This window comes from Bacteroides sp. ET336 (assembly GCF_024733815.1).
Lineage (GTDB): Bacteria > Bacteroidota > Bacteroidia > Bacteroidales > Bacteroidaceae > Phocaeicola > Phocaeicola cellulolyticus.
Genome location: NZ_JANRHK010000012.1, coordinates 26,571 through 47,198, shown reverse-complemented (window position 1 = coordinate 47,198; position 20,628 = coordinate 26,571). Strand labels below are relative to the sequence as shown.

At 37.4% G+C, this 20,628-nt stretch carries 12 protein-coding genes; 5 read left to right on the top strand and 7 right to left on the bottom strand.

Going from position 1 to position 20,628, the window contains the following annotated elements:
• Positions 1–27: 27 nt before the first annotated feature.
• From NW213_RS11335 to NW213_RS11320, 4 genes are all read right to left on the bottom strand, one after another.
• Positions 28–1,530 carry a sulfatase gene (locus NW213_RS11335; RefSeq protein WP_375338140.1) on the bottom strand — a complete coding sequence of 501 codons (1,503 nt, stop codon included), beginning with the start codon at positions 1,528–1,530 and terminating at the stop codon, positions 28–30.
• A 75-nt stretch (positions 1,531–1,605) separates the two neighbouring features.
• On the bottom strand, positions 1,606–3,426 hold the full coding sequence (locus NW213_RS11330) for an alpha-L-fucosidase (protein ID WP_258322845.1): 1,821 nt from the start codon (positions 3,424–3,426) through the stop codon (positions 1,606–1,608).
• Positions 3,427–3,655: 229 nt separating this feature from the next.
• Entirely contained in the window at positions 3,656–5,743 is a 2,088-nt protein-coding gene (locus NW213_RS11325) for a response regulator (protein WP_258322844.1), read from the bottom strand.
• The gene (locus NW213_RS11320; RefSeq protein WP_258322843.1) at positions 5,719–7,608 is read right to left on the bottom strand and encodes a hypothetical protein; all 1,890 of its coding nucleotides are present in this window, start codon (positions 7,606–7,608) and stop codon (positions 5,719–5,721) included. Before NW213_RS11320 ends, NW213_RS11325 begins: the two co-directional genes overlap by 25 nt.
• Before the next feature lie 277 nt (positions 7,609–7,885).
• Between NW213_RS11320 and NW213_RS11315 the strand changes: the two genes are divergently transcribed.
• The 5 genes from NW213_RS11315 (at position 7,886) to NW213_RS11295 (ending at position 18,296) form a co-directional block, all read left to right on the top strand.
• The gene (locus NW213_RS11315) at positions 7,886–11,095 is read left to right on the top strand and encodes a TonB-dependent receptor (RefSeq protein ID WP_258322842.1); all 3,210 of its coding nucleotides are present in this window, start codon (positions 7,886–7,888) and stop codon (positions 11,093–11,095) included.
• Positions 11,096–11,133: 38 nt separating this feature from the next.
• Positions 11,134–12,993, top strand: a complete 1,860-nt coding sequence (locus NW213_RS11310; RefSeq protein ID WP_258322841.1) for a RagB/SusD family nutrient uptake outer membrane protein — start codon at positions 11,134–11,136, stop codon at positions 12,991–12,993.
• 116 nt (positions 12,994–13,109) lie between these two features.
• Positions 13,110–15,428, top strand: a complete 2,319-nt coding sequence (locus tag NW213_RS11305; protein ID WP_258322840.1) for a glycoside hydrolase family 20 protein — start codon at positions 13,110–13,112, stop codon at positions 15,426–15,428.
• A 21-nt stretch (positions 15,429–15,449) separates the two neighbouring features.
• Positions 15,450–17,459, top strand: a complete 2,010-nt coding sequence (locus NW213_RS11300) for a family 20 glycosylhydrolase (protein ID WP_258322839.1) — start codon at positions 15,450–15,452, stop codon at positions 17,457–17,459.
• Between the two features lie 45 nt (positions 17,460–17,504).
• Positions 17,505–18,296: a glycoside hydrolase family 16 protein gene (locus NW213_RS11295; RefSeq protein WP_258322838.1), complete on the top strand. Its 792-nt coding sequence runs from the start codon at positions 17,505–17,507 to the stop codon at positions 18,294–18,296.
• 270 nt (positions 18,297–18,566) lie between these two features.
• On the opposite strand, the gene NW213_RS11290 is transcribed toward NW213_RS11295, so the two are convergent.
• From NW213_RS11290 to NW213_RS11280, 3 genes are all read right to left on the bottom strand, one after another.
• Positions 18,567–19,613, bottom strand: a complete 1,047-nt coding sequence (locus NW213_RS11290; protein ID WP_258322837.1) for a fimbrillin family protein — start codon at positions 19,611–19,613, stop codon at positions 18,567–18,569.
• Between the two features lie 14 nt (positions 19,614–19,627).
• Positions 19,628–19,795: a hypothetical protein gene (locus NW213_RS11285; protein ID WP_258322836.1), complete on the bottom strand. Its 168-nt coding sequence runs from the start codon at positions 19,793–19,795 to the stop codon at positions 19,628–19,630.
• Between the two features lie 248 nt (positions 19,796–20,043).
• Entirely contained in the window at positions 20,044–20,619 is a 576-nt protein-coding gene (locus tag NW213_RS11280; RefSeq protein ID WP_154043534.1) for a porin family protein, read from the bottom strand.
• Between the last annotated feature and the right edge of the window lie 9 nt (positions 20,620–20,628).

Sequence of the window (20,628 nt, the reverse complement as noted above, 5' to 3'; positions counted from 1 at the left end):
AATTAAGAATTATAAATTAGCTGTGAATTACAAAATCTCATCAGGGAATGGAATAATCTTTCCCGTAGTTTTCATTGACGGTCTCTGTGCGTCTCTCTCTCTAAGATAATCAGATAATTCTGCAGCAAGTTCTTTTACTTTATTTGGCATCTTTACAGCCAAATCATTCTGTTCACCTATATCATCTTTAATGTTAAACAGACGCAATACTCCTGTTTCCCATGTATATATAAGGTGATAATCACCTTTTAGAATAGCCGAGTATGCTCCATATCCTTCCTCTTTATTCTGAGTCTCCCCCCACAGGTTAGGGAAATGCCATACAACAATCTTATCTTTGTCCATAGCTTTTCCTTTCTTCAAAGACTTCACAAAACTCTTTCCGTCTATTCTCTGTATTGTTTCATACTTCCTTACTCCAGCCATTTCAAGAATCGTCGGAAAGAAATCCTCTATGATAACTTTCTGATCACATTCCGTATCCGGTTTCGTCACTCCAGGCCAATATACCATCATTGGTTCCCTGACTCCTCCCATAAAAGCAGAGCCCTTGCCTCCACGTGCTGGATAATTTTGGTCCCGATTGGCAATTCCTTGACGTACATTATTAAGTCCCTGGCCACCATTGTCAGACATAAATAGCAGAATTGTATTTGCAGCTACTTCTGGATTTTGTTCAAGATAATCCATAATATCACCAAGACTCTTATCCATACCTTCGACCAGTGCAGCATATCTGGACTCATTTTCATTCATCGCTGATTTCAGCTGTTCATCATATTTACCTCTGTACTTCCCGGTAAAACGTTTATCTTCGTCATACGGACTATGAACTGCATAATGTGACATATAAAGATAGAAAGGTTTATTCATCTTTACAGACTCTTTCATTTCTCTGATAGCCTCAATAGTTAGAGCTTCAGTCAAAAATATATCCTGTCCATTATATTTTTCAAGTCCATAAACAGCAAAACGAGTTCCTTCGCCAAAATTCTTAGTACCAAGATAACTTCCTGGTGCCCCATTAGCTCCTCCTGCAATATTTACTTCAAATCCCATATTAGAAGGATCAGCACCAGGAGTTGTTCGTGCTCCGAAGTGTGCTTTTCCACAATGTATTGTTCTATAGCCATTGTCTTTAAGAATCTGAGGTAAAGGTGTTATTGCTGTAGAATTATTTATTTTACCCTTTTCTGCTGCAGGCTGAATTCCGTTGAAGTTCCATTCCGGCAGCTCAATCACACTACTTTCACGATCTGTTTTCTGATTAAATTCCAATGTCCAGTTAGTTACACGATGTCTTGAAGCATTCATACCGGACATAAGACTACATCTGGTAGGTGAAGAAATCGCACAAGCATAGGCCTGAGTAAATTTCACTCCCATCTTTGCCAATCTCACCATGTTCGGGGTATTGAAACGCTTATTCAATGGGGTCTGCTCATTATTATAAAAGGGGACAGAAGTATCCTGCCATCCCATATCATCAACAAGGAACATTATAATATTAGGCTGCTTCTGACTTGCCATTAAATCAAAAGGCACAAACACTCCACATGATATTGCAGTAATAATAATCTTTTGCACTTTGTATTATATTAGATTCTACTTTTGAACATTTATACCAAATTCGTTGATATCAACCTTAGCAGGATTTCCATTTACAGAAACTGCCTCCAAACGAATAAACCTAATATTTTCAGCTCCATCAATAGATACAGTCTGAGGAATAGGGTTATTCATTATATTACTGAATTCACTGTCCTTCTTAATTGTTTTCCAATTCTTTCCATCTGTACTTACTGCAAACGAATACTTGAAAGCCATATCAGGCTTTGCTTCAGCCTTGGCAGGAGCATATGTAAATGCAGAAAGAGAGACCTTCTGACCTAGATCAATTACCAATGGAGATTTTGAAATTACTTTCCATCCGTCACGTGACAGATTATTCCATTCCTGACTAGCAACATCATCAGTAAGCGGTTCTGCATAATACGCAGACACATTACATATATTAGCCTTGTTTCTTGAAGCAGTAAGAGTGACACGTATTTTTTCAGCCTTCACTGCCGGGAATCTGAATATTCTCTTATATCCAACTGTAGTTCCTTGTGCAACAAGTTTCCACTGTCCGTCAGTAAGGGTTTCTACATCGAGTCCTTCAACTCTTTGTCCTTTAGATATATCTTCCTGAAGCATTATCACATTTATCTCAGAGTTATCTTCTATGGCATACTCTTTCTGTTCTCCCTGAGCTGCTTTCCACAACCTATTACCATCAACAACTTTATTATCAGCAAAAGCCTCATCAAGATAAGCTCTGAATTCTTTAAGTCTGTTTACGTCTGCTTCATTAATGAGCCCTCTGGTATCAGGAGGTATATTCAGAAGTAAAACTGAATTATAACCTACAGACTGAAAATAAATGTCAGTAAGATGTTTTAGAGATTTCACATTACTATCCTGATCCTCATGATAGAACCATCCCGGACGAATTGATACATCCACTTCAGAAGGATACCAGAACAGTTCTTTTGCTTTAGCAAGAATATCTCTTCCTCCAAGATCTTCTGCCTTTCCATATACACCAAGTGCTTTATTATTTTCTTCAGCACGGGCATATACTCCTGGAGTAAGTACTGTTGCACTCCATTCAGTTTCACGTCCTATACCTTTTTCATTACCAACCCAACGTACATCATCACCCATTATAGCAGTAACCGCCTTTGGTTGTAGAGTACGTATTGTTGAATAAAAAGCGTCCCAGTCATATACCTGTTTTTTACCGTTAGGACCTTCACCGTTTGCTCCATCAAACCATACTTCATGCACTTCACCATAATTAGTCAACAATTCGGTGAGTTGTTCTATAAAGAATTTATTATAAGCAGGAGAATCACCATAACAAGCAGCATTCCTATCCCATGGAGAAAGATATACACCGAACTTCATACCATATTTATCACAGGCATTACGAAGTTCCTTCACTACATCTCCCTTACCATCTTTCCAAGGCGAGGATTCTACAGAGTGCTTAGTAGTCTTCGTTGGCCATAAGCAAAAACCATCATGATGTTTTGCTGTAATTATAACCATTTTGAATCCGGCATCTTTAAGAGTACGGACCCATTGCTCTGCATCGAGTTCTGTTGGGTTAAATAAAGCGGGGTCCTCGTTTCCATCACCCCATTCACGTCCGGTGAAAGTATTTATTCCAAAATGAAGAAAAGCTGTCAGTTCCATTTTTTGCCACTCCAACTGCTGTGGTGTAGGAACCAAACGAGATGCCATATCAACTTTCTGCTCGATGGTTATACCCTCCGGAAATTCCAGGTGCTTTGTATAATATCCTTCACCTGTTGTACAAGAACAAAAAGACAAGATAGGACACAATGCTATTGTCCTAATAATTTTTTTACAGTTCATATTTATATATAGTTTTGGAATTTCCAAAGAGAGAGCAGCAAATATCAGATAAAAAGATATATAATCAAATTAATAATTTAAGGTTATTATTTGCCGTTATTTAATTCTACTCTGCAAATATATAAAACTAATCCAATAATAATGGCATTAATATAAAACAAACTGAATAAAAAAAACATTAGAAAACAAAATTCTACAAAATTACACAAGTTTGAAAGAAATATTACCTTTAATTACCATCAACTTGATGCTTTTTATATTGTGTAGGAGTAAGTCCGGTATATTGTTTAAACGATGTACTAAAATATCGTGCCGAAGCAAAACCTACCTTATCAGAAATTTCATTAAAATTCAAATCGCTCTCTTTTATTAATTTCATTGCTTGCTCAATTCTTATCTTGTTAATATAATCATTGGCTCCCATATCAGTTATAGCCTTTAATTTATTATACAATGAAGCACGACTCATCCCTATTTGTTTACATATATAAGGTATGTCAAGTTCAGTATTGTCAAGATTTTCTATTATTGTTTGATTTAGTTTCTCCATAAAGAGTGTATCCTTTCTGCTCAAATCACTATCCACCGTAACAGATAAATTATTTCCTATCTGCTGGTAATGCAATTTAGTCTGAATCCTATTATAAAGTTTATTTACAATCTTTGCCAGCAATTCTTCCATTTCAAAAGGTTTCTCTAAATAGCTGTCTGCGCCCATCATATAACCATACTGACGACTATCATCATCGTTTCTGGCAGTAAGGAGAATAAAAGGAATATGACTTACTGATATATTCTCTTTTACAGCCTTACATAATTCGTACCCATTCATTACAGGCATCATAACATCACTCACAATTATGTCAGGAAACTCCTTACATGCTATTTTATAAGCCTGTTCTCCATCATAGGCCACCAATACGCGTTTAAACTGTTCCTTCAAATCTTCAGCCAGATAGTCAACCAAAGTAGAGTTATCATCAACTATCAATATCACATAGTCCTTCAGATTTACACTGTTAATCTTATCTTTATCAGGCATTGCTATTTCAATAGACGATTGCGATGATAGCAACTCATTTAAATAATTATTATTTTGCGGTATCTCCCCAGAAATACTTTGGACTTTAGGCAATTCAAAATAAAATGTAGCTCCTTTATCAGGATTATTATATGCGCCTATTTTTCCTTTATGCAACTCTACAAGGATCTTAGAATAAGACAATCCGATTCCTGTTCCCTCATGTTCTGTATTTCCCTGATAAAAACGAACAAACAGCTTCTCTGTATCTACATTTTTGAGTCCAATACCCTGATCTGATACAGAAATTCTTATATTCTTTCCATCTTCCGTAAACTCTGTTCTTATAATTATTTTAGCATCTTCAGGGCTATGTTTAATAGCATTCATCAGAAGATTAGACAAAATAACCATACATTTTTCTTTATCAAAAGCTACTTTACCTATATTTTGATCAAGTTGAAGCTCTATTCTGCCAGTTCTACCATCACCATCTACAAAATTAGAACTAACGTCCTCAATCCAATTATTCAAATCATAGTTTTGAATATTAAGATGAGTCATAGTCATCTCCATTTTCCTGGCATCCAAAACCATACTAATAAGATCTTTCATTCTTTGTGCCTGATGGAATGCTATATTTAACTGTTTAAAATAACGGTCTGTAGGCTGTATCGAATCAATTATTTTCTTTAATGGTGCATAAATCAATGTCAACGGTGTTCTAAGTTCATGACTTATATTTATTAGAAATCTTACTTTCTCTTCATAAATCTTTTGTTCATGTTCTTTCAACATCCATTTAATACGACGGTCCTTTTTACGCAATGCTGCAACTATTACCAAGACAACAAGACACAAAAACAAAATAGACAAAATCATAATAAACCACCAAGATTTATACCAAGGCGGAAGTATTACAAGGGTCAATACATTTCTATTTTGTGCCCATCCTCCATCTTTTTTTGTGTAACTAACCATTATAGGATATTTTCCGGATGCAAGCGAAGGAATGCTCAACTCACTATTATAACTTGTAAAGGCGTTTTCTGAATGACTATCCAATATATAATGGAACTGACGTGGACGAAGTATATCATCTCCTTCAACTAAAAAACGTATCTTAATGTTACGGGAATTCCATGGCAACGTAACTTCTCCATCTTTTATACTATTCATCATATTTATCCCACCAACAGAGAATTCCAAAACAGTAACATTAGCTTCTTTCATCTCATCAGGTCTCAGATTAAAAGCCTCAGATTCAACACTTAATAAGCCATTGACTCCTCCCAAATAAATCCGTTCCGAATTAGATAAAAGTTTAGGTTTTTGCAAGTATTCGTTTTTAAGCAAGCCATCAGACTCACCATACAATATAAACTTCTGATCTGAAGGATAATAAGCGAAAAGTTCCTGTCCGGACCAATCCAGACACGCCCTCTTTCATCACATAAAACAGACTTAGCCTCTTTAAAAAGTGAGCTTTTAATTTGTGATAATTCTCCATTTTTAAATGTATAAAGTCCTTTTCTTCCTACAATCCACAGAACTCCATTACAAGCTATTGATGCAGAATTAATAAAATAAGTAGTATCAGAGTGAAATACAGAATGAATATGTTTGCCATCTTTCTGTATTCTAAAAATAGTCTGAGTATTATAAAAATAAGAATATAGACTATCTCTACCTATATAACACATCATCCTAAGCGGTATTTTAGGATTAGCGTTTATTAATTCCTCAGATTTCCCTGTTGGAATATTATATCTTACCACTGGGTTTGTCAATAAAAGGATAGAGCTTTCTGTTTCATTATAAAGATTAGTCGAAAGCCTGCTGTACTTTATATAATCACTCAATTTATCCTGAGTTAACTTAAACGAGCGCTTTACTCCTGTCTCTTTGTTAAAGAAAAACAGGCCTTTAGAGAAAATCGATACTAATAATTCAGTAGATGAATACTTACAAATAGATACAATCTTATCTCCCCAAGTAGTAGGATAATGCTTAATGGTATTATTTTTTTCGTCTAACCTGTTTATACCACCACCATCTGTACCTATCCATATATAGTCAGAATCAGCTTCTTGAAACAATGTAAGTACAGTATTCTCACTTAAACCATTGTTATTGCCTAATGCAACGCTTGAATATGTTATCATATAACTCAATCGTGCATTAACCAATCCACCTCGAGTAGTAGCAAGCCATATATTATTACCATTTCCGCTACCGTGTATATTAAGAATTGTATTAACTGGCAGTGTATGTATATTACCTGATTCATGCTTTAAGACTTGAATATTTCCGTTTTTAGGATTTATAATATTCACTCCACCACCATCAGTTCCGACCCAAATTCTATCATTAATTAAAGTCATACACAATACCAACTCGCTACTAAAAGTGGAGTTTTGAGGCGTATATTCTGAAACCAGAGTTCCATCTTTAGCAATTTTCTTTACGCCGTTATTATAATCTGTAACCCACAGAAATCCTTCATTATCAACACATAAATCAGAATAATTATTCTTTTCCAAAGATGGATTTTTTATTATTTCGTTCTTTTTTATATCATATAATATAACTTTGTTATTACGATTTGAACAAACCAATGTATTATTATCCCAAAATATCATTCTTTTTATTGAAAAATCAGCCTTATTGCTTATTTCGGAGAAAAGTTCTAAAGATTTGGTTTTATAACTATATTTATACAACTTGTTATTTACGCCAAATAATAGTCCATCCTCTGTTTTACAGACTGCTCCAGCCACCATCGATTGTTTATTCTCGAAATAATATGGCAAAAAATCATCTTTTTGCTTTGAATAAAGCAATACTCCATTAGTAGTAAGAAACCAAAGCTGCCTTTCATTATCTTCTACAATTTGGAAAATTCTTTGATTTGATACTCCTGTCTCTAAAGAAGGGACAAAATAATGCTTTAGCTCAAGACCATCGTATCTAATAATTCCATTTGAGGTATCAAGCCAAACAACACCGTTACTTTCCTCAAAAACATAATTAACATAAGATGGCATTCCTTGCCTTAAGCCTATCTGAGTAAAGCTGTAACTATTTCTTCCACTTAATTTATTACAAATAGAGATACTTACTATAATAAGCAAAAGAATATTTTGTAATGTATTTTTCATATATTATTCCTTTATAAGACAAAGGTAAAAAAAATATTGGAAGATTTTCAATAATAAAATTTTTAATTAAGCCCTGTTGATATAAAGATTTACAATAATAGATAAGGATATTCTAAAAATAGCTATATAATCAAATTTGGAAATAAAATAGTTATTTGTGAACATAAAGAAAAGACATAAAATCTAGATTTGCAGCGTGATTTAATGATTGAGCCTAATAATATCAATTGCAAAAAACACTATTTTCAATTTAATGTTTAACTAAAATTTAGTATTAATGAAAGGACAATTAAAGTATTTCTGCCTGTTTATGGTTTCAATGCTTATATTCTCTTTTGAAGCATTGGCCCAAGAACAAATCGTTACGGGTAAAGTATTGGACACTCAACTAAAAGAAGGAATGCCCGGAGTTAACGTTCAAGTCAAGGGTAGTACGGTGGGAACTATTACTGATTTCGACGGAAACTACTCAATCAAGGTAAATAGCCCGAAGTCTGTATTGGTATTTACTTTTATCGGTTTCTCTACTCAAGAAGTTACTGTTGGAAACAAGACTGTGATAAATGTAGAAATGAAAGAAGATGCACAGGCTCTTGAAGAAGTTGTTGTTGTAGGTTATGGTACAGCACGTAAAGGAGACCTTACAGGTGCTCTTACCACTATGCGTCCGGATGCGAACGATGCTTCCAAAGCAACATCACTGGATAATTTGTTGTCAGGTAAAGTTGCAGGACTTGTGGTTAGCTCAGCATCATCAGCAGTAGGAGCTGCTTCATCAATCACGATCCGTGGTGCAAGCTCATTGCGTGGTGACAACCAGCCTCTCTATGTCATCGACAACGTACCTCAGGCTTCAGCTGGTGAATTTGCATCATCAGGTATCAGTGGAGACTTCCAGATCAATCAGGACCCTCTGGCAGCACTTAACCCTGCCGACATTGAAGATATCACTATCTTGAAAGATGCTTCTTCAACTGCTATTTACGGTTCTCGTGGTGCAAACGGTGTAATCCTTATTACTACAAAGAAAGGTAAACAAGGAAAAGCAAAAGTCAACGTAAGTGCAAACTTTACTATAGCAGACCCTACACGCCTTATGGAGATGACAAATCTGCAGGAACACGCAGCTTATATTAACTCACGCGTTTCTAACGGACAATATCCTTTCTATGTAGTAGGCGACGAAGTTAGATATGTATTCAATGACGCTCTAGCTAATTATGATCCTAACAATCCTGAAACATATAACCTTATTCAGTATCGCAACTGGCAGAAAGAAATCTACCGTTCAGCATTTTCTCAAACTTATTCAGTATCAGTAAATGGTGGTAGTGATAAGATGACTTATTATATTTCTGCCAATTTCAAGGATATCAATGGTACAGTAAAACAGACAGGTCTCAAACAAGGTGACTTACGTGCCAATCTTGGCATGGACCTTTCAAAAACAGTTCATCTTAACATGACTATGAGCGGTTCGCTCAGACAGAATAACATGATGGCAGGAGGTAGCACCTTGGGTGGATCAACTACAGCAATCTCTCGTACAGCTCTAGACTATGCTCCATTTGAAATGCCGGAAGGTGACCCTTCATTCCAAGCTGAGAACAAAACAACAATTTTCAGTTGGCTTAACGACTACGAAGATGTAGCAAACGATAAGACATTCAATATGAGTATGGATCTTTCATGGAAGATCGTGAAAGGATTACAATATAACCTCCGTGTAGGTGGTAACATGAATATCAACGATCGTAGCCGCTGGTATGGTCTGCAATTATATCAGGGTATGAACAATAACGGATATTTGGCTATATCTAATCTTAATAAGAGCAACTATTCTGTAGAAAATGTATTAAACTATAATACTAAATTCGGTGACATAGCAACATTGGATGCTACTGCCGGTGTTACATACGATGCATACAAATTCCTAAACCAGAATACTATCGGTTCACAATTCACTATGTTCGATCTGCGTGAAAACGGTATTCACATGGCAGGTAACGTACAACACCAGGAACCTATACAGCGCGACTATCAGTTGCTGTCATACCTTGGACGTATCAATCTGTCATTCCTTGACAAATATCTTATCACAGCATCAATACGTGCCGATGGATCAAGTAAGTTTACAAAGGGTAACCGTTGGGGGTATTTCCCGTCAGCTTCATTAGCTTGGCGTATGGAACAGGAAGAATTCCTGAAAGATGTGGAATGGATGAATCAGTTAAAGTTAAGAGTAAGCTACGGTGTAACAGGTAACCAGAGTATCAATCCTTACTCTACATTCTCTATGTACGGTGGTGGTACAAATCACTATGCAGACGGTTCTGGAAACCAGTTGGCTACACTGACTATTACTAACCTTCCTAACAATGGTTTGACGTGGGAAAAGACTTCTTCATGGAATGCCGGATTTGACTTCGGATTGTTCCGTTCAAGACTTAGCGGTACTTTGGATTTCTATGTAAAGAGAACAAACGACTTGCTTATATCTAGAAATCTTCCAGGATCAGCCGGTTTCTCTTCTACATATTATAATCAAGGATCATTGGATAACAAAGGTGTGGAACTTACATTGACAGCTCAAATTATTGACACTAAAGACTGGAAATGGAGTTTGACAGGTAACTTCGGAAAGAATAAGAGCAAAATCGTAAATCTGGGACTTATTCCTACAGAATTCGGATGCTTGGGCGAAAGAATAGGATATTATGGTAATTCACTTGGCGACCACTTCGGAGTTGGACATATATTCCTTCAGGGAGAAGAACCAGGATTGTTCTTAGGTTATGCAACTCAAGGTATAGTACAGGCTGAAGACATCACAGACCAAGGAGTAAGATATACAAAACCTGACGGTACTACAGGATATTATAATGACGTTTTAGGACAGAAACCTGTGGCTGGTGACGTGAAATTTGTAGATTTCGACGGCAACGGAAGCATTGATACTTCAGACCGTAATATCATTGGTAATCCTAATCCTGACTTCACATACGGATTCCAGACTTCACTTTCATGGAAAGGTTTAAGCCTGTCTGCTGCATTCAACGGTGTACACGGTCGTGACATCATAAATGTAAACAACCGTTATATCAACACTCCTGGATCAAAAGCTGGTACAGTATCAAAGAAAGCATTCGAAGGCATGTGGACTCCAGAAAACAAGTCTAACCTATATCCTTCATCTAACTTCATAGTACAAAACATGGTTATGGATCGCTATGTGGAAGACGGAAGCTATTTGCGCTGCTCAGACATCACTCTGAACTATGTTCTTCCTAAATCTTGGATGAACAAGATTGGATTCCAGAATACTTCAATATTCGCATCTGTAAAGAACGCATTCATCATTACAGACTATAGCGGATACGATCCTGAAGTAAACAGCTTCGCATTCGACGGTTTGCGTCCTGGAGTCGATATGAACTCTTATCCTACTCCACGCCAGTTCATATTCGGACTGAACGTGACATTCTAAATTAATAATATAACAATAACCTACAAAGAACATAAGTCATGAAAAATATTAAATATCTGATATTATCACTTTCTGCGGCATGCTGCATGTCGTCATGTCTGGACGAAAATCCGCTATATACGCAGAACAATAAAATAGTGTTCTCTAATGGCAGTAACGCTGAATTAGCATTGCTAGGATGCTATTCTTACATGAGTACAACTGCGGCATACGGCCAACACTGGCAGGAAATTCCAATAAGCGGTTCCGGCTTTGGATGGTCACAAAGAAGTGGTAGCGATGGAATAGTAAGCCTGCAGTCCCTATCAAGTGACGGTCTTATATCAACTACATGGAATGCCATGTACAAGGTTATTTCAGAGGTTAACGCTTATTTGGAAAATCTGAATAATAGCGGTCTTTCTGATGACATAAAGAAACAGTACAGCGGAGAAGCTAAATTCTTACGTGCTATGGCATACTATAATCTGGTATCTTTATTTGGTGACGTTCCTTTCAAGACTTCTGCATCAACTTCAGAAGGTATCACAATAGGACGTACACCTGCTGCTGAAGTTCTTGGACATGTAATAGACGATCTTAAAGATGCAGAAAGCATTGATCCAAAATCAAGCGTAGGTCGTGCAAATTCATGGGCAGTAAAAGCATTCATGGGTAAAGTATATTACCGTATGGCTGCTACAGGCATCAATCCTCAGGAAAACTGGACTAACGCTAAAACTAAGTTTGATGAAGTATATGACAACAATATCTATGACCTTGAAAATAATTTTGCAGATTTGTTCGGCGATTGGGTTTCAAGTTCCAAAGAATCTATTTTCCAAATAAACTTCAGTGTTACTTCAACAAACTGTTTCAACCGTGCAAGTAACCGTTTCTCACCTACATCTTCTACTACAGGTGTAAACTGGAGTACTTACCGTGCTACAAAATCAGCATACGATATGCACCAAAGCATGTATCCGGGTGATCCACGTATCGACGCAACATTCCTTACTGTACACAGAAAAAGAACCGGAAACAACCAGGCTAATCCAAAACCTCAGGTAGGCGACAAACCATCTGCAAACGACAGCGTTTACTACTATCCTTATTTCACATATAAGATTCAGATTGGAGAAGATAATGATAAGAAGCCTATTTATGAAAAGATTCAGAAAGATGGAAAAGACGTGGAAGATAAAATCTATGTAGGAGTACTACCATATGACAAGTTTGATAATCCTGCAAACCCAAGCTTGGAATATATGGAAGGACTACAAATTCCAGAAAATGCATCTCCTAGAGAAAAGGCTGAAATTCAAGCTTTGAAAGGTATTAGAAAAACTTTTGCAGAAAACGGAAATCAGAACGCATGGCCGGCACATGCAAAACTATACGACCAAAACCAGCAGGGTACAGCTTCACATAAGAATCTGATGGTGTACAGATATGCAGAAATGCTGTTATTAATGGCTGATGTATATAACGAACTCGATCAGAAAGACAAAGCTATTGAACTGGCAAATAAAGTATTAGCCCGTGCACGACGCTCAGCACAGACAGCAGCTCCTGCTACTGAACCTGCTGACTGGTCAAAAAATCTGACCAAAGATCAAGTACGTGAAAAACTTTATTTCGAACGTATAATCGAGCTGTTTGGCGAACCTGATATGTACGAAATGATGAGAATACGCGGTACAGAATTCCTTAAGAAGGCACTAGAATACCACAACAATCATGAAATAACAAAAGTTTCAGATGCTTACTATAAATCGTCATCACAAAAATGGACTGACCGTATTTACAACGAAGGTAACCTTACAGAAGAATTCTTGAAAAAGAATCTGTTACTTCCTATTCCTGATACAGAAAGAGACAACAATCCTGGTATTACCGAAAATAACTTCGGTTATTAATGCCTAAGTACACAAAATGTGTAATTGATTGTCATATATAGAAAATGAGTCGGCGGACTTGGCTGCAGGTTCACCGGCTCATTTTCATTTAATACAAAGAAATTTTTTTTATGATAATGAAAAAGAATTTATTTTCCGGTGCACTAATAGCCATGGCAATATGTTTAGCCGCAACAGGATGCAGGCAAGCCGAAGAACGGGTAATCATCCCCTCACCGGTAGAATCGGCTGTGACGGAAGGCAAAGGCTACTGCATTACTTCCCGAACTTCAATATATGCAACCGGGAATGATCAGAAAACTGTAGCTGAATATCTTTCTTCGCTTTTCGAATCCGCTGCAGGCTTCAAAATAAAAGTAACAGAAGATAAAAACGCAGCAATCCGCTTCATAGCAGACAGCACTGTAGAGAAAGAGTCGTACAGGATGAAAGTGGACGACAAGGGCATAATTATTTCGGCTTCAGACCGAAGCGGTTTCTTTTATGCTGTACAAACTCTTAGAATGGTACTTCCACCACAAATTGAAGCCTCTGAAGCAAGCTCAAGCCAGGAATGGTATGTACAGGCAATGGATATAAACGACGGACCCAGATTCGGTTACAGAGGGCTGATGATAGACGTTGCCCGCTATTTTTTACCAAAAGATGATTTGATAAAAACGATAGACTGTATGGCTATGCTGAAGCTAAACAAGCTTCATCTGCACCTTACAGACGATACAGGCTGGAGACTTGAAATAAAGAAATATCCACGTCTGACAGAAGTTGGAGCATGGCGTCCTGACAGAGGTGATACTCCTTTCTACGGAAGAAGAAACAGACAAGAGGGCGAGAGTTGTACTGTAGGTGGCTTCTACACTCAGGAAGATTTGAAGGAAATTATCAGATATGCATCAGAAAGACAGATAGAAATCATTCCTGAGATTGACGTTCCGGCTCACTCATGTGCAGCATTGGCATCATATCCGAAATTGGCATGTCCTAATGTAAAAAAGGAAATAAATGTTCTTCCTGGCCTTGGTGGACGCGACACTGAAATAATATACTGTGCCGGCAATGAAAAAACTTTCGATTTTTTGAGCGATGTGATTAAAGAGGTAGCCGAACTGTTCCCTTCGGAATATATCCACATGGGTGGAGATGAAGCCAACAAGTTCTATTGGCAAACATGTCCGCTATGTAAAAAAAGAATGAAACAGGAAGGAATTGCCCACGTAGAAGACCTGCAGGGATATTTCATGCAGAGGATGAGCGATTACGTAAAAGCTAACGGAAAGAAAATGATGGGATGGGACGAGCTGACAAACAGCAGAGTACCAGACGGAACCGTGATATTCGGATGGCAGGGATACGGAAATGCCGCACTGAAAGCTGCCGCTGAGGGACACAAATTCATACTCACTCCAGCCAGATTACTTTATCTCATCAGATATCAGGGACCTCAATGGTTCGAGCCGGTAACTTATTTCGGGAACAACCTTATGAAAGATATCTATGCATACGAACCTGTACAGGATAACTGGGAAAAAGGCTATGAAGATCTGTTGATGGGAGTACAAGCCTCAATGTGGACAGAGTTCTGTAACAGTGCAGAAGATGTAACTTACATGATTTTCCCTCGTCTTGCAGCCCTGGCTGACATGGCATGGAGAAAGAAAGGTACATCCGACTGGGAAAACTTTCAAAAAGGATTGGATAACTTCCTGACTCATCTTGATGTAAAAGGTGTACGATATGCAAAGTCTATGTATAATATCCAGCATAAATGCACACCTGCCGATGGTTGTGTCAACGTCAATCTGCAATGCGAACGTACTGACGTGGAAAAAAGATATACCACAGACGGCACTGACCCTAATGCAAAATCAAATTTAGTGTCATCAGATTTTCCTGTAAAAGAAAGTACTGTTATCAATGTAGCTTCTTTCAAGAACGGCAAACAGATGGGTGAGACTCTTTCTTTAAAGATTGATTTCAACAAGGCAACCGGAAAAACTGTAGAAAATGGAAATAAAGATATATTTTTGCTAACTAACGGTGTCAGAGGAAGTAAAAGACAATCGGACTTTGAATGGTGCACATGGGCAAACTCTGACGCAGTGTTTACCATAGACCTTAAAGGTACAGAAGAAATAGAAAGTATCGGAATAGGATGCCTCACAAACTACGGCATGGGAGTGCATAAGCCTAAAAGTATCAAAGTAGAGATCTCTGATGATAACAAATCATTCAAACTGTACGGAGAAAGAGAATTTTCTGAACAAGAAATATTCCATGAAGGGAACTTCGTAGAAGATATAGTTTTCGAAGGAGAAAAAACCAGTGCCACATACGTCAAGATTACTGCCAAACATGCCGGACTGATACCTAAAGATCATTTCATGCGACCAGGTCAGATTTCAAAATTCTGTTTTGATGAGATAATTATAAAGTAAACAATAAATTTCACTAATACCATGATAAAGAAAACATTGATAATAGTTATAACGTGTCTTTTCGGCATCTCTTGCTTTGCTGGAAACGACATTCCAAAAGTAATTCCAGCTCTGCAAAGTTGGAAAAAACAAAACGGGAAATTTATTCCAAAACAAACCGGAACAATAGTCGTAAGTAAAAAAGACTCTGGAATGCTGATGCAGACGGCTCTTATACTAAAAGATGACTTGAAAGAGATGATGGGATACGAATATAGCGTTACTACTGGACTTAAAGCCGGTAAAGGTGACATTTCTTTATCAATAGGAAAAGAGAAAGACCGTCTGGGCTGCGAAGGTTATGAATGTTCAATAGGTGATAAGATAGAAATCGAAGCCAATACGGCAAAGGGCGTATTTTGGGGAACCAGAACGCTACTGCAGATGATATATAACCAGCCCGACGGTCTTCAAAAGGGAAAAGCAATAGACTTCCCGAAATACAGCAATCGCGGATTTATGATAGACGTAGCAAGAAAGTTCTTCTCTATGGATTTTCTTAAAAACTACGTGAAGATTCTTTCTTTCTACAAAATGAACGAATTACAGATTCACCTGAACGACAACGGATTTGTTGAATTTTCAGACAACGACTGGAACAAGACATATTCGGCTTTCCGTCTGGAAAGTGACAGATATCCAGGACTTACGGCAAAAGACGGATCATACACAAAGGAAGAGTTCCGCGAACTTCAGAAAATGGCAGCAAAATATGGTATAACCATTATCCCTGAAATCGATGTCCCTGCGCATTCTTTGGCTTTCACTCACTACGATCCACGACTTGCAGCCGACAATAAGGAATATGGAGCCGACCATCTTGATCTTTATAAAAAAGAAGTTTATGACTTTGTCGATTCACTTTTCGACGAATATCTTAGTGGAGAAAATCCTGTATTCATTGGTCCTGAAGTACATATCGGTACCGACGAATACAATTTAAAAGAAGCAGAACAGTTCAGGCATTTTACAAATCATTATGTAAAGCTGATAAAAAAATACGGTAAGACTCCGAGAGTTTGGGGCAGTTTGAAAATAATGAAAGGTGAAACAAAAGTAAACCTTGAAGACTGTGTAATCAGTGCATGGAACGCCAACTGGATGGATGTAAAGACTTCACTTGCTACAGGAGCAAAAGTAGTCAACCTTTGCGACTGGTTCTTGTATTTAGTTCCTGCAGTAAACTATTACCATGACTTTTTGGAATATGAATGGCTATACAATAACTGGCGTCCTGAAATGATGAGAAAAGACGAAACTATAGAAGAAGGTAACCCTAACTTCCTCGGAGCGATGCTGGCAGTATGGAACGACAGGGTTGGTAACGGTGTAAGCCAACAGGATGTACATTTCAGATGCTTCCCTGCAATACAGCTTGTTTCTGATAAGTTATGGAAAGGCGAGAATAGCAAAAATGTTTCTTACAAGGAATTTGAGAAATTGTGCCAAACTACTCCGGAAGCCCCGGGAGTAAATTTGATGGCAAAAGTAGAGAAAGGCGGTAACCTTATAGAAAATAATAAAATTCTGTCAATAGACGGAAAGACTAAAGTTGCCACAAAAATAAATGAAATAGGTTATCCATATGCTGTAGAATTTGATATACGCACTGACAGTGTGCCTGCCATAGATGGAATACTTTTCAAGGGGCCTCACTCTGAATTTGTAACAAACTGGCAGAACACAGGCAAATTTGCTTTCAGACGCGATGGTTATGAGTTCGTATTCCACGATTATCGTCTGCCTGCCAGTGAATGGACGAAAATACGCATTGAAGGCGATGTGAAAGGTACTACACTCTTTGTTAATGGAAAAAAGATTGAAAGACTGGAAGGACGTACACGCGAGGTATATAACTTCAAGCATAACAGAAAAGACAAATTCTGGTATGTAGAGACACTGATATTCCCACTCGAAACAATTGGTGACGAATACATGGGTTTCAAAGGTGATATCAAGAATATTTCGTACAGACATACTGAAAATAAATAATACAGCAGAACTGAAAGATACATCTAAAAGGAAGCAAGAACTAACATGAATAAAATAAAAGGGTTATTGATTATATTTCTTTATCTTCTTTCTCTCCCCGTGACTTATGCCCGGGGAGGAAAGAATGATTATGAACTGATCTGGAAAGAAGATTTCAAAGGAAAATCTATCAATACCGGAAAATGGAGTAAAATCACAAGAGGGAAACCTGACTGGAGAAAATACATGTCGGACAATGAAACTTTGTATGAAGTAAAAAAAGGTAAACTCATACTTCACGGAGTTGAAAACAAAGGAATCGCACCAAACGACACTGCTCGATTTCTAACGGGTGGAATATCCACGAAAGGAAAATTCTCTATATGTTACGGAAAAGTTGAGGTTAAGGCAAAACTTGAAGCTGCACAGGGAGCATGGCCGGCTATATGGATGTTGCCTGAGAAAGGAGAATGGCCTAAAGGTGGAGAAATAGACATAATGGAAAGGCTTAATCACGATGATTTTGTCCATCAGACAATACATACGCACTATACTCATACATTGAATGAAAAACAAAACCCTCCACATACTGCTAAAGCCGCTATTGACAGCGATGGGTACAATGTATATGGCGTAGAGATACTACCAGACAAAATAGTTTTCTCCGTAAACGGAAAAACGACACATACCTATCCCAAAATTGAAACTGACAAGGAAGGAGAATTCCCGTTTGGTACTCCTTACTATATACTAATAGACATGCAGATAGAAGGAGCATGGGTAGGCAAGGTAAATCCTGAAGAACTGCCCGTACGGATGATAACGGACTGGGTGAAGGTATATAAATTGATACAATAGAAAAAATCAGTTCTTATCTTGTTGGAAAACTGTTTTTGTCCTTATGATATCTATAAACCACAGTGTGATTTGTAAAAACCACAGTGTGGTTTATAGAAACAACACTGTGATTTGCACAAACAGCACTGTGGTTTACAGTTATTTTCTTGAAAAAAACAATTTGTTTTACGCCTGTATTGAAGTTTTCAATAGCGTTATTTCTTTTTCCATCCTGAATTACGGCACTTCACCGTTTTAATGGAAAATATTTCTACTAATATATCATTTGATTTACAATATAGGGACATCCACTATCTCACCATCTTCCCATCCCTGTATCTCCATTTCCACAGTAAAGCCTGTTGTCGTTTTCTTCAGGTTAAAGATACAATAGCTACCTGCCTGGAACTTTTTCAATGTCTCACTTGCTGCAATAGGAAGCTCTGTGATGAATTCACCTTTATCCGTAATAGCTCTTACCCTTAACTGTGATTTGGTGAAATCCCCTGAAGGAAGTATCGGCAGATATGCTTTTTTCATTTCCTGAGAAGCGACCTGCATACCATTATTATCAAAAGCCAAAGCTATCGATACATTAGGACTTCCTTTCACCACCGCTTCTGTCTGATTCTGGGGATTGAAGGATGCAGACGAATAAAACACTGCATTTCCATCCGCTGTTGACATTTCTATTGAGTTAAGATTGAATGCCTCATCTGTACTGTTTGTCACCTTAAAGATGACAAGTGATGTGAGATGTTTGAATACCACACCTGTCAGCACATTGCCACCTTCCTCATTGCGTACTGGTGGTGCATACATTGGTCTGAACTGTCCCAAATGTCGTGAATCATCTGCCGCAGCCTGACTTATAGTTCCGTCTATCGGCACATTCAATTGTACTTCACCATTTGTTCCTATTTCCATAGGTGGATATATACCGTAATAATAATTTGTCTCCACCCTGTTGCCAACATACTCAAAATTACCGGAACCTATCGAAGGGCCACCAACAAGGGTGAAATCACATACTGTTACATCATCTGCAGCACTTCCTACCATCATGCGAACCTTATCTCCACTATCCCATCTTACCTGAAGCTGTTCATCCTTTGCCGGTAGATTTTCATCAATAGAAGCCCTGCTATATTTAGACGCTTCCGTAACATTCATTGATATTTTAAAATTGGCAATATCTTCATCTTCAGTATTTCCTGCTCCAATATCGCCTCCCGTCGGATTATCCACTACTCCATTATCCGAAACATCAGTCTTTCCGCAAGAAAAAAAGCTAAACAGCAATGCTGTTAAAAGGAAAAATCTGCTTACTTTATTCATAATATCATCAAAGATTACCATTCACCAACAAATCTATCTCCCTCTGCTCCGAAAACTCCTGTAGATGAATTGCTACCATTTCCACTACCACAAAGAATTCCTTCGGACAACATCTCAATACATTCGCAAACAGGTGCAACATACAATTCTTTTACCTCAACTTTTTTCAATTCTTGTTTCATAAACTATACCTATCAAATTATTATTTATCTAATGTTTCACAGATTACAAGACAATATTAAATACCCATTTGTTCATAATAATATTAAAACACATGCTTATATTGATTTAAATCAATAACAAAACGATAGAAAAAAGTTCAAGGCCTTAACTATAATCGTTATTTTAGTTACACATTAAAACAAAAAAAATCCCACAAACTTCTTGATATTGAAGTCTGTGGGACAAAGTCTATATCTTATTATTTATATCAGAACATATATGCCAGAGAAACCTGCCATGAATTTTTTCTAATGCTTGAACGCAAGTTACCGTCAGAAGATTCAACAATCATGTCTCCAAGTTTACTTGCTCCGATATTATAGTTAACTCCAACCTGAAGATGACGAAGCAATTTTAAACCGGCTCCTACATTGACACTGACAAAACTTTTGTTTGATTCTTCCATTAACTGCTTCCATCCGTCATTTATGCTGAAACCGAATTGTGGACCGGCTGCAACATATACTCCAAGTGTGCTTCCAAGTCCTAATGTCCATTTAAGGTTTACCGGAATTTCTACAGATTTCAGCTTCTCGGAATTCTTATTATTAACATCCAAACCTGATTGTGAATAAAGAGCTGCCACATCTATTCCTAAACCGATAATAGGCAGAGTAACATCAACCATAGGACCTACAAAGAAACCGGTTGTATTATCTCCTACTTTATTATCTAACTTAGAAACATCCAAACCACCCTTCAGACCGAATTTTACTTGAGCCTGTGCAGGAACAGCCAGCAACAGACACGCCATAATGACTAAAGTTGAAAAAATCTTCTTCATAATTGTTCT

What these genes read in the sequence shown, in the direction of transcription:
- NW213_RS11280 (WP_154043534.1), bottom strand. Translation starts at nt 20,619, where the DNA reads ATGAAGAAGATTTTTTCAACTTTAGTCATTATGGCGTGTCTGTTGCTG.
- NW213_RS11335 (WP_375338140.1), bottom strand. Translation starts at nt 1,530, where the DNA reads ATGGCAAGTCAGAAGCAGCCTAATATTATAATGTTCCTTGTTGATGAT.
- NW213_RS11330 (WP_258322845.1), bottom strand. Translation starts at nt 3,426, where the DNA reads ATGAACTGTAAAAAAATTATTAGGACAATAGCATTGTGTCCTATCTTG.
- NW213_RS11300 (WP_258322839.1), top strand. Translation starts at nt 15,450, where the DNA reads ATGATAAAGAAAACATTGATAATAGTTATAACGTGTCTTTTCGGCATC.
- NW213_RS11285 (WP_258322836.1), bottom strand. Translation starts at nt 19,795, where the DNA reads ATGAAACAAGAATTGAAAAAAGTTGAGGTAAAAGAATTGTATGTTGCA.
- NW213_RS11320 (WP_258322843.1), bottom strand. Translation starts at nt 7,608, where the DNA reads ATGAAAAATACATTACAAAATATTCTTTTGCTTATTATAGTAAGTATC.
- NW213_RS11305 (WP_258322840.1), top strand. Translation starts at nt 13,110, where the DNA reads ATGAAAAAGAATTTATTTTCCGGTGCACTAATAGCCATGGCAATATGT.
- NW213_RS11290 (WP_258322837.1), bottom strand. Translation starts at nt 19,613, where the DNA reads ATGAATAAAGTAAGCAGATTTTTCCTTTTAACAGCATTGCTGTTTAGC.
- NW213_RS11295 (WP_258322838.1), top strand. Translation starts at nt 17,505, where the DNA reads ATGAATAAAATAAAAGGGTTATTGATTATATTTCTTTATCTTCTTTCT.
- NW213_RS11310 (WP_258322841.1), top strand. Translation starts at nt 11,134, where the DNA reads ATGAAAAATATTAAATATCTGATATTATCACTTTCTGCGGCATGCTGC.
- NW213_RS11315 (WP_258322842.1), top strand. Translation starts at nt 7,886, where the DNA reads ATGAAAGGACAATTAAAGTATTTCTGCCTGTTTATGGTTTCAATGCTT.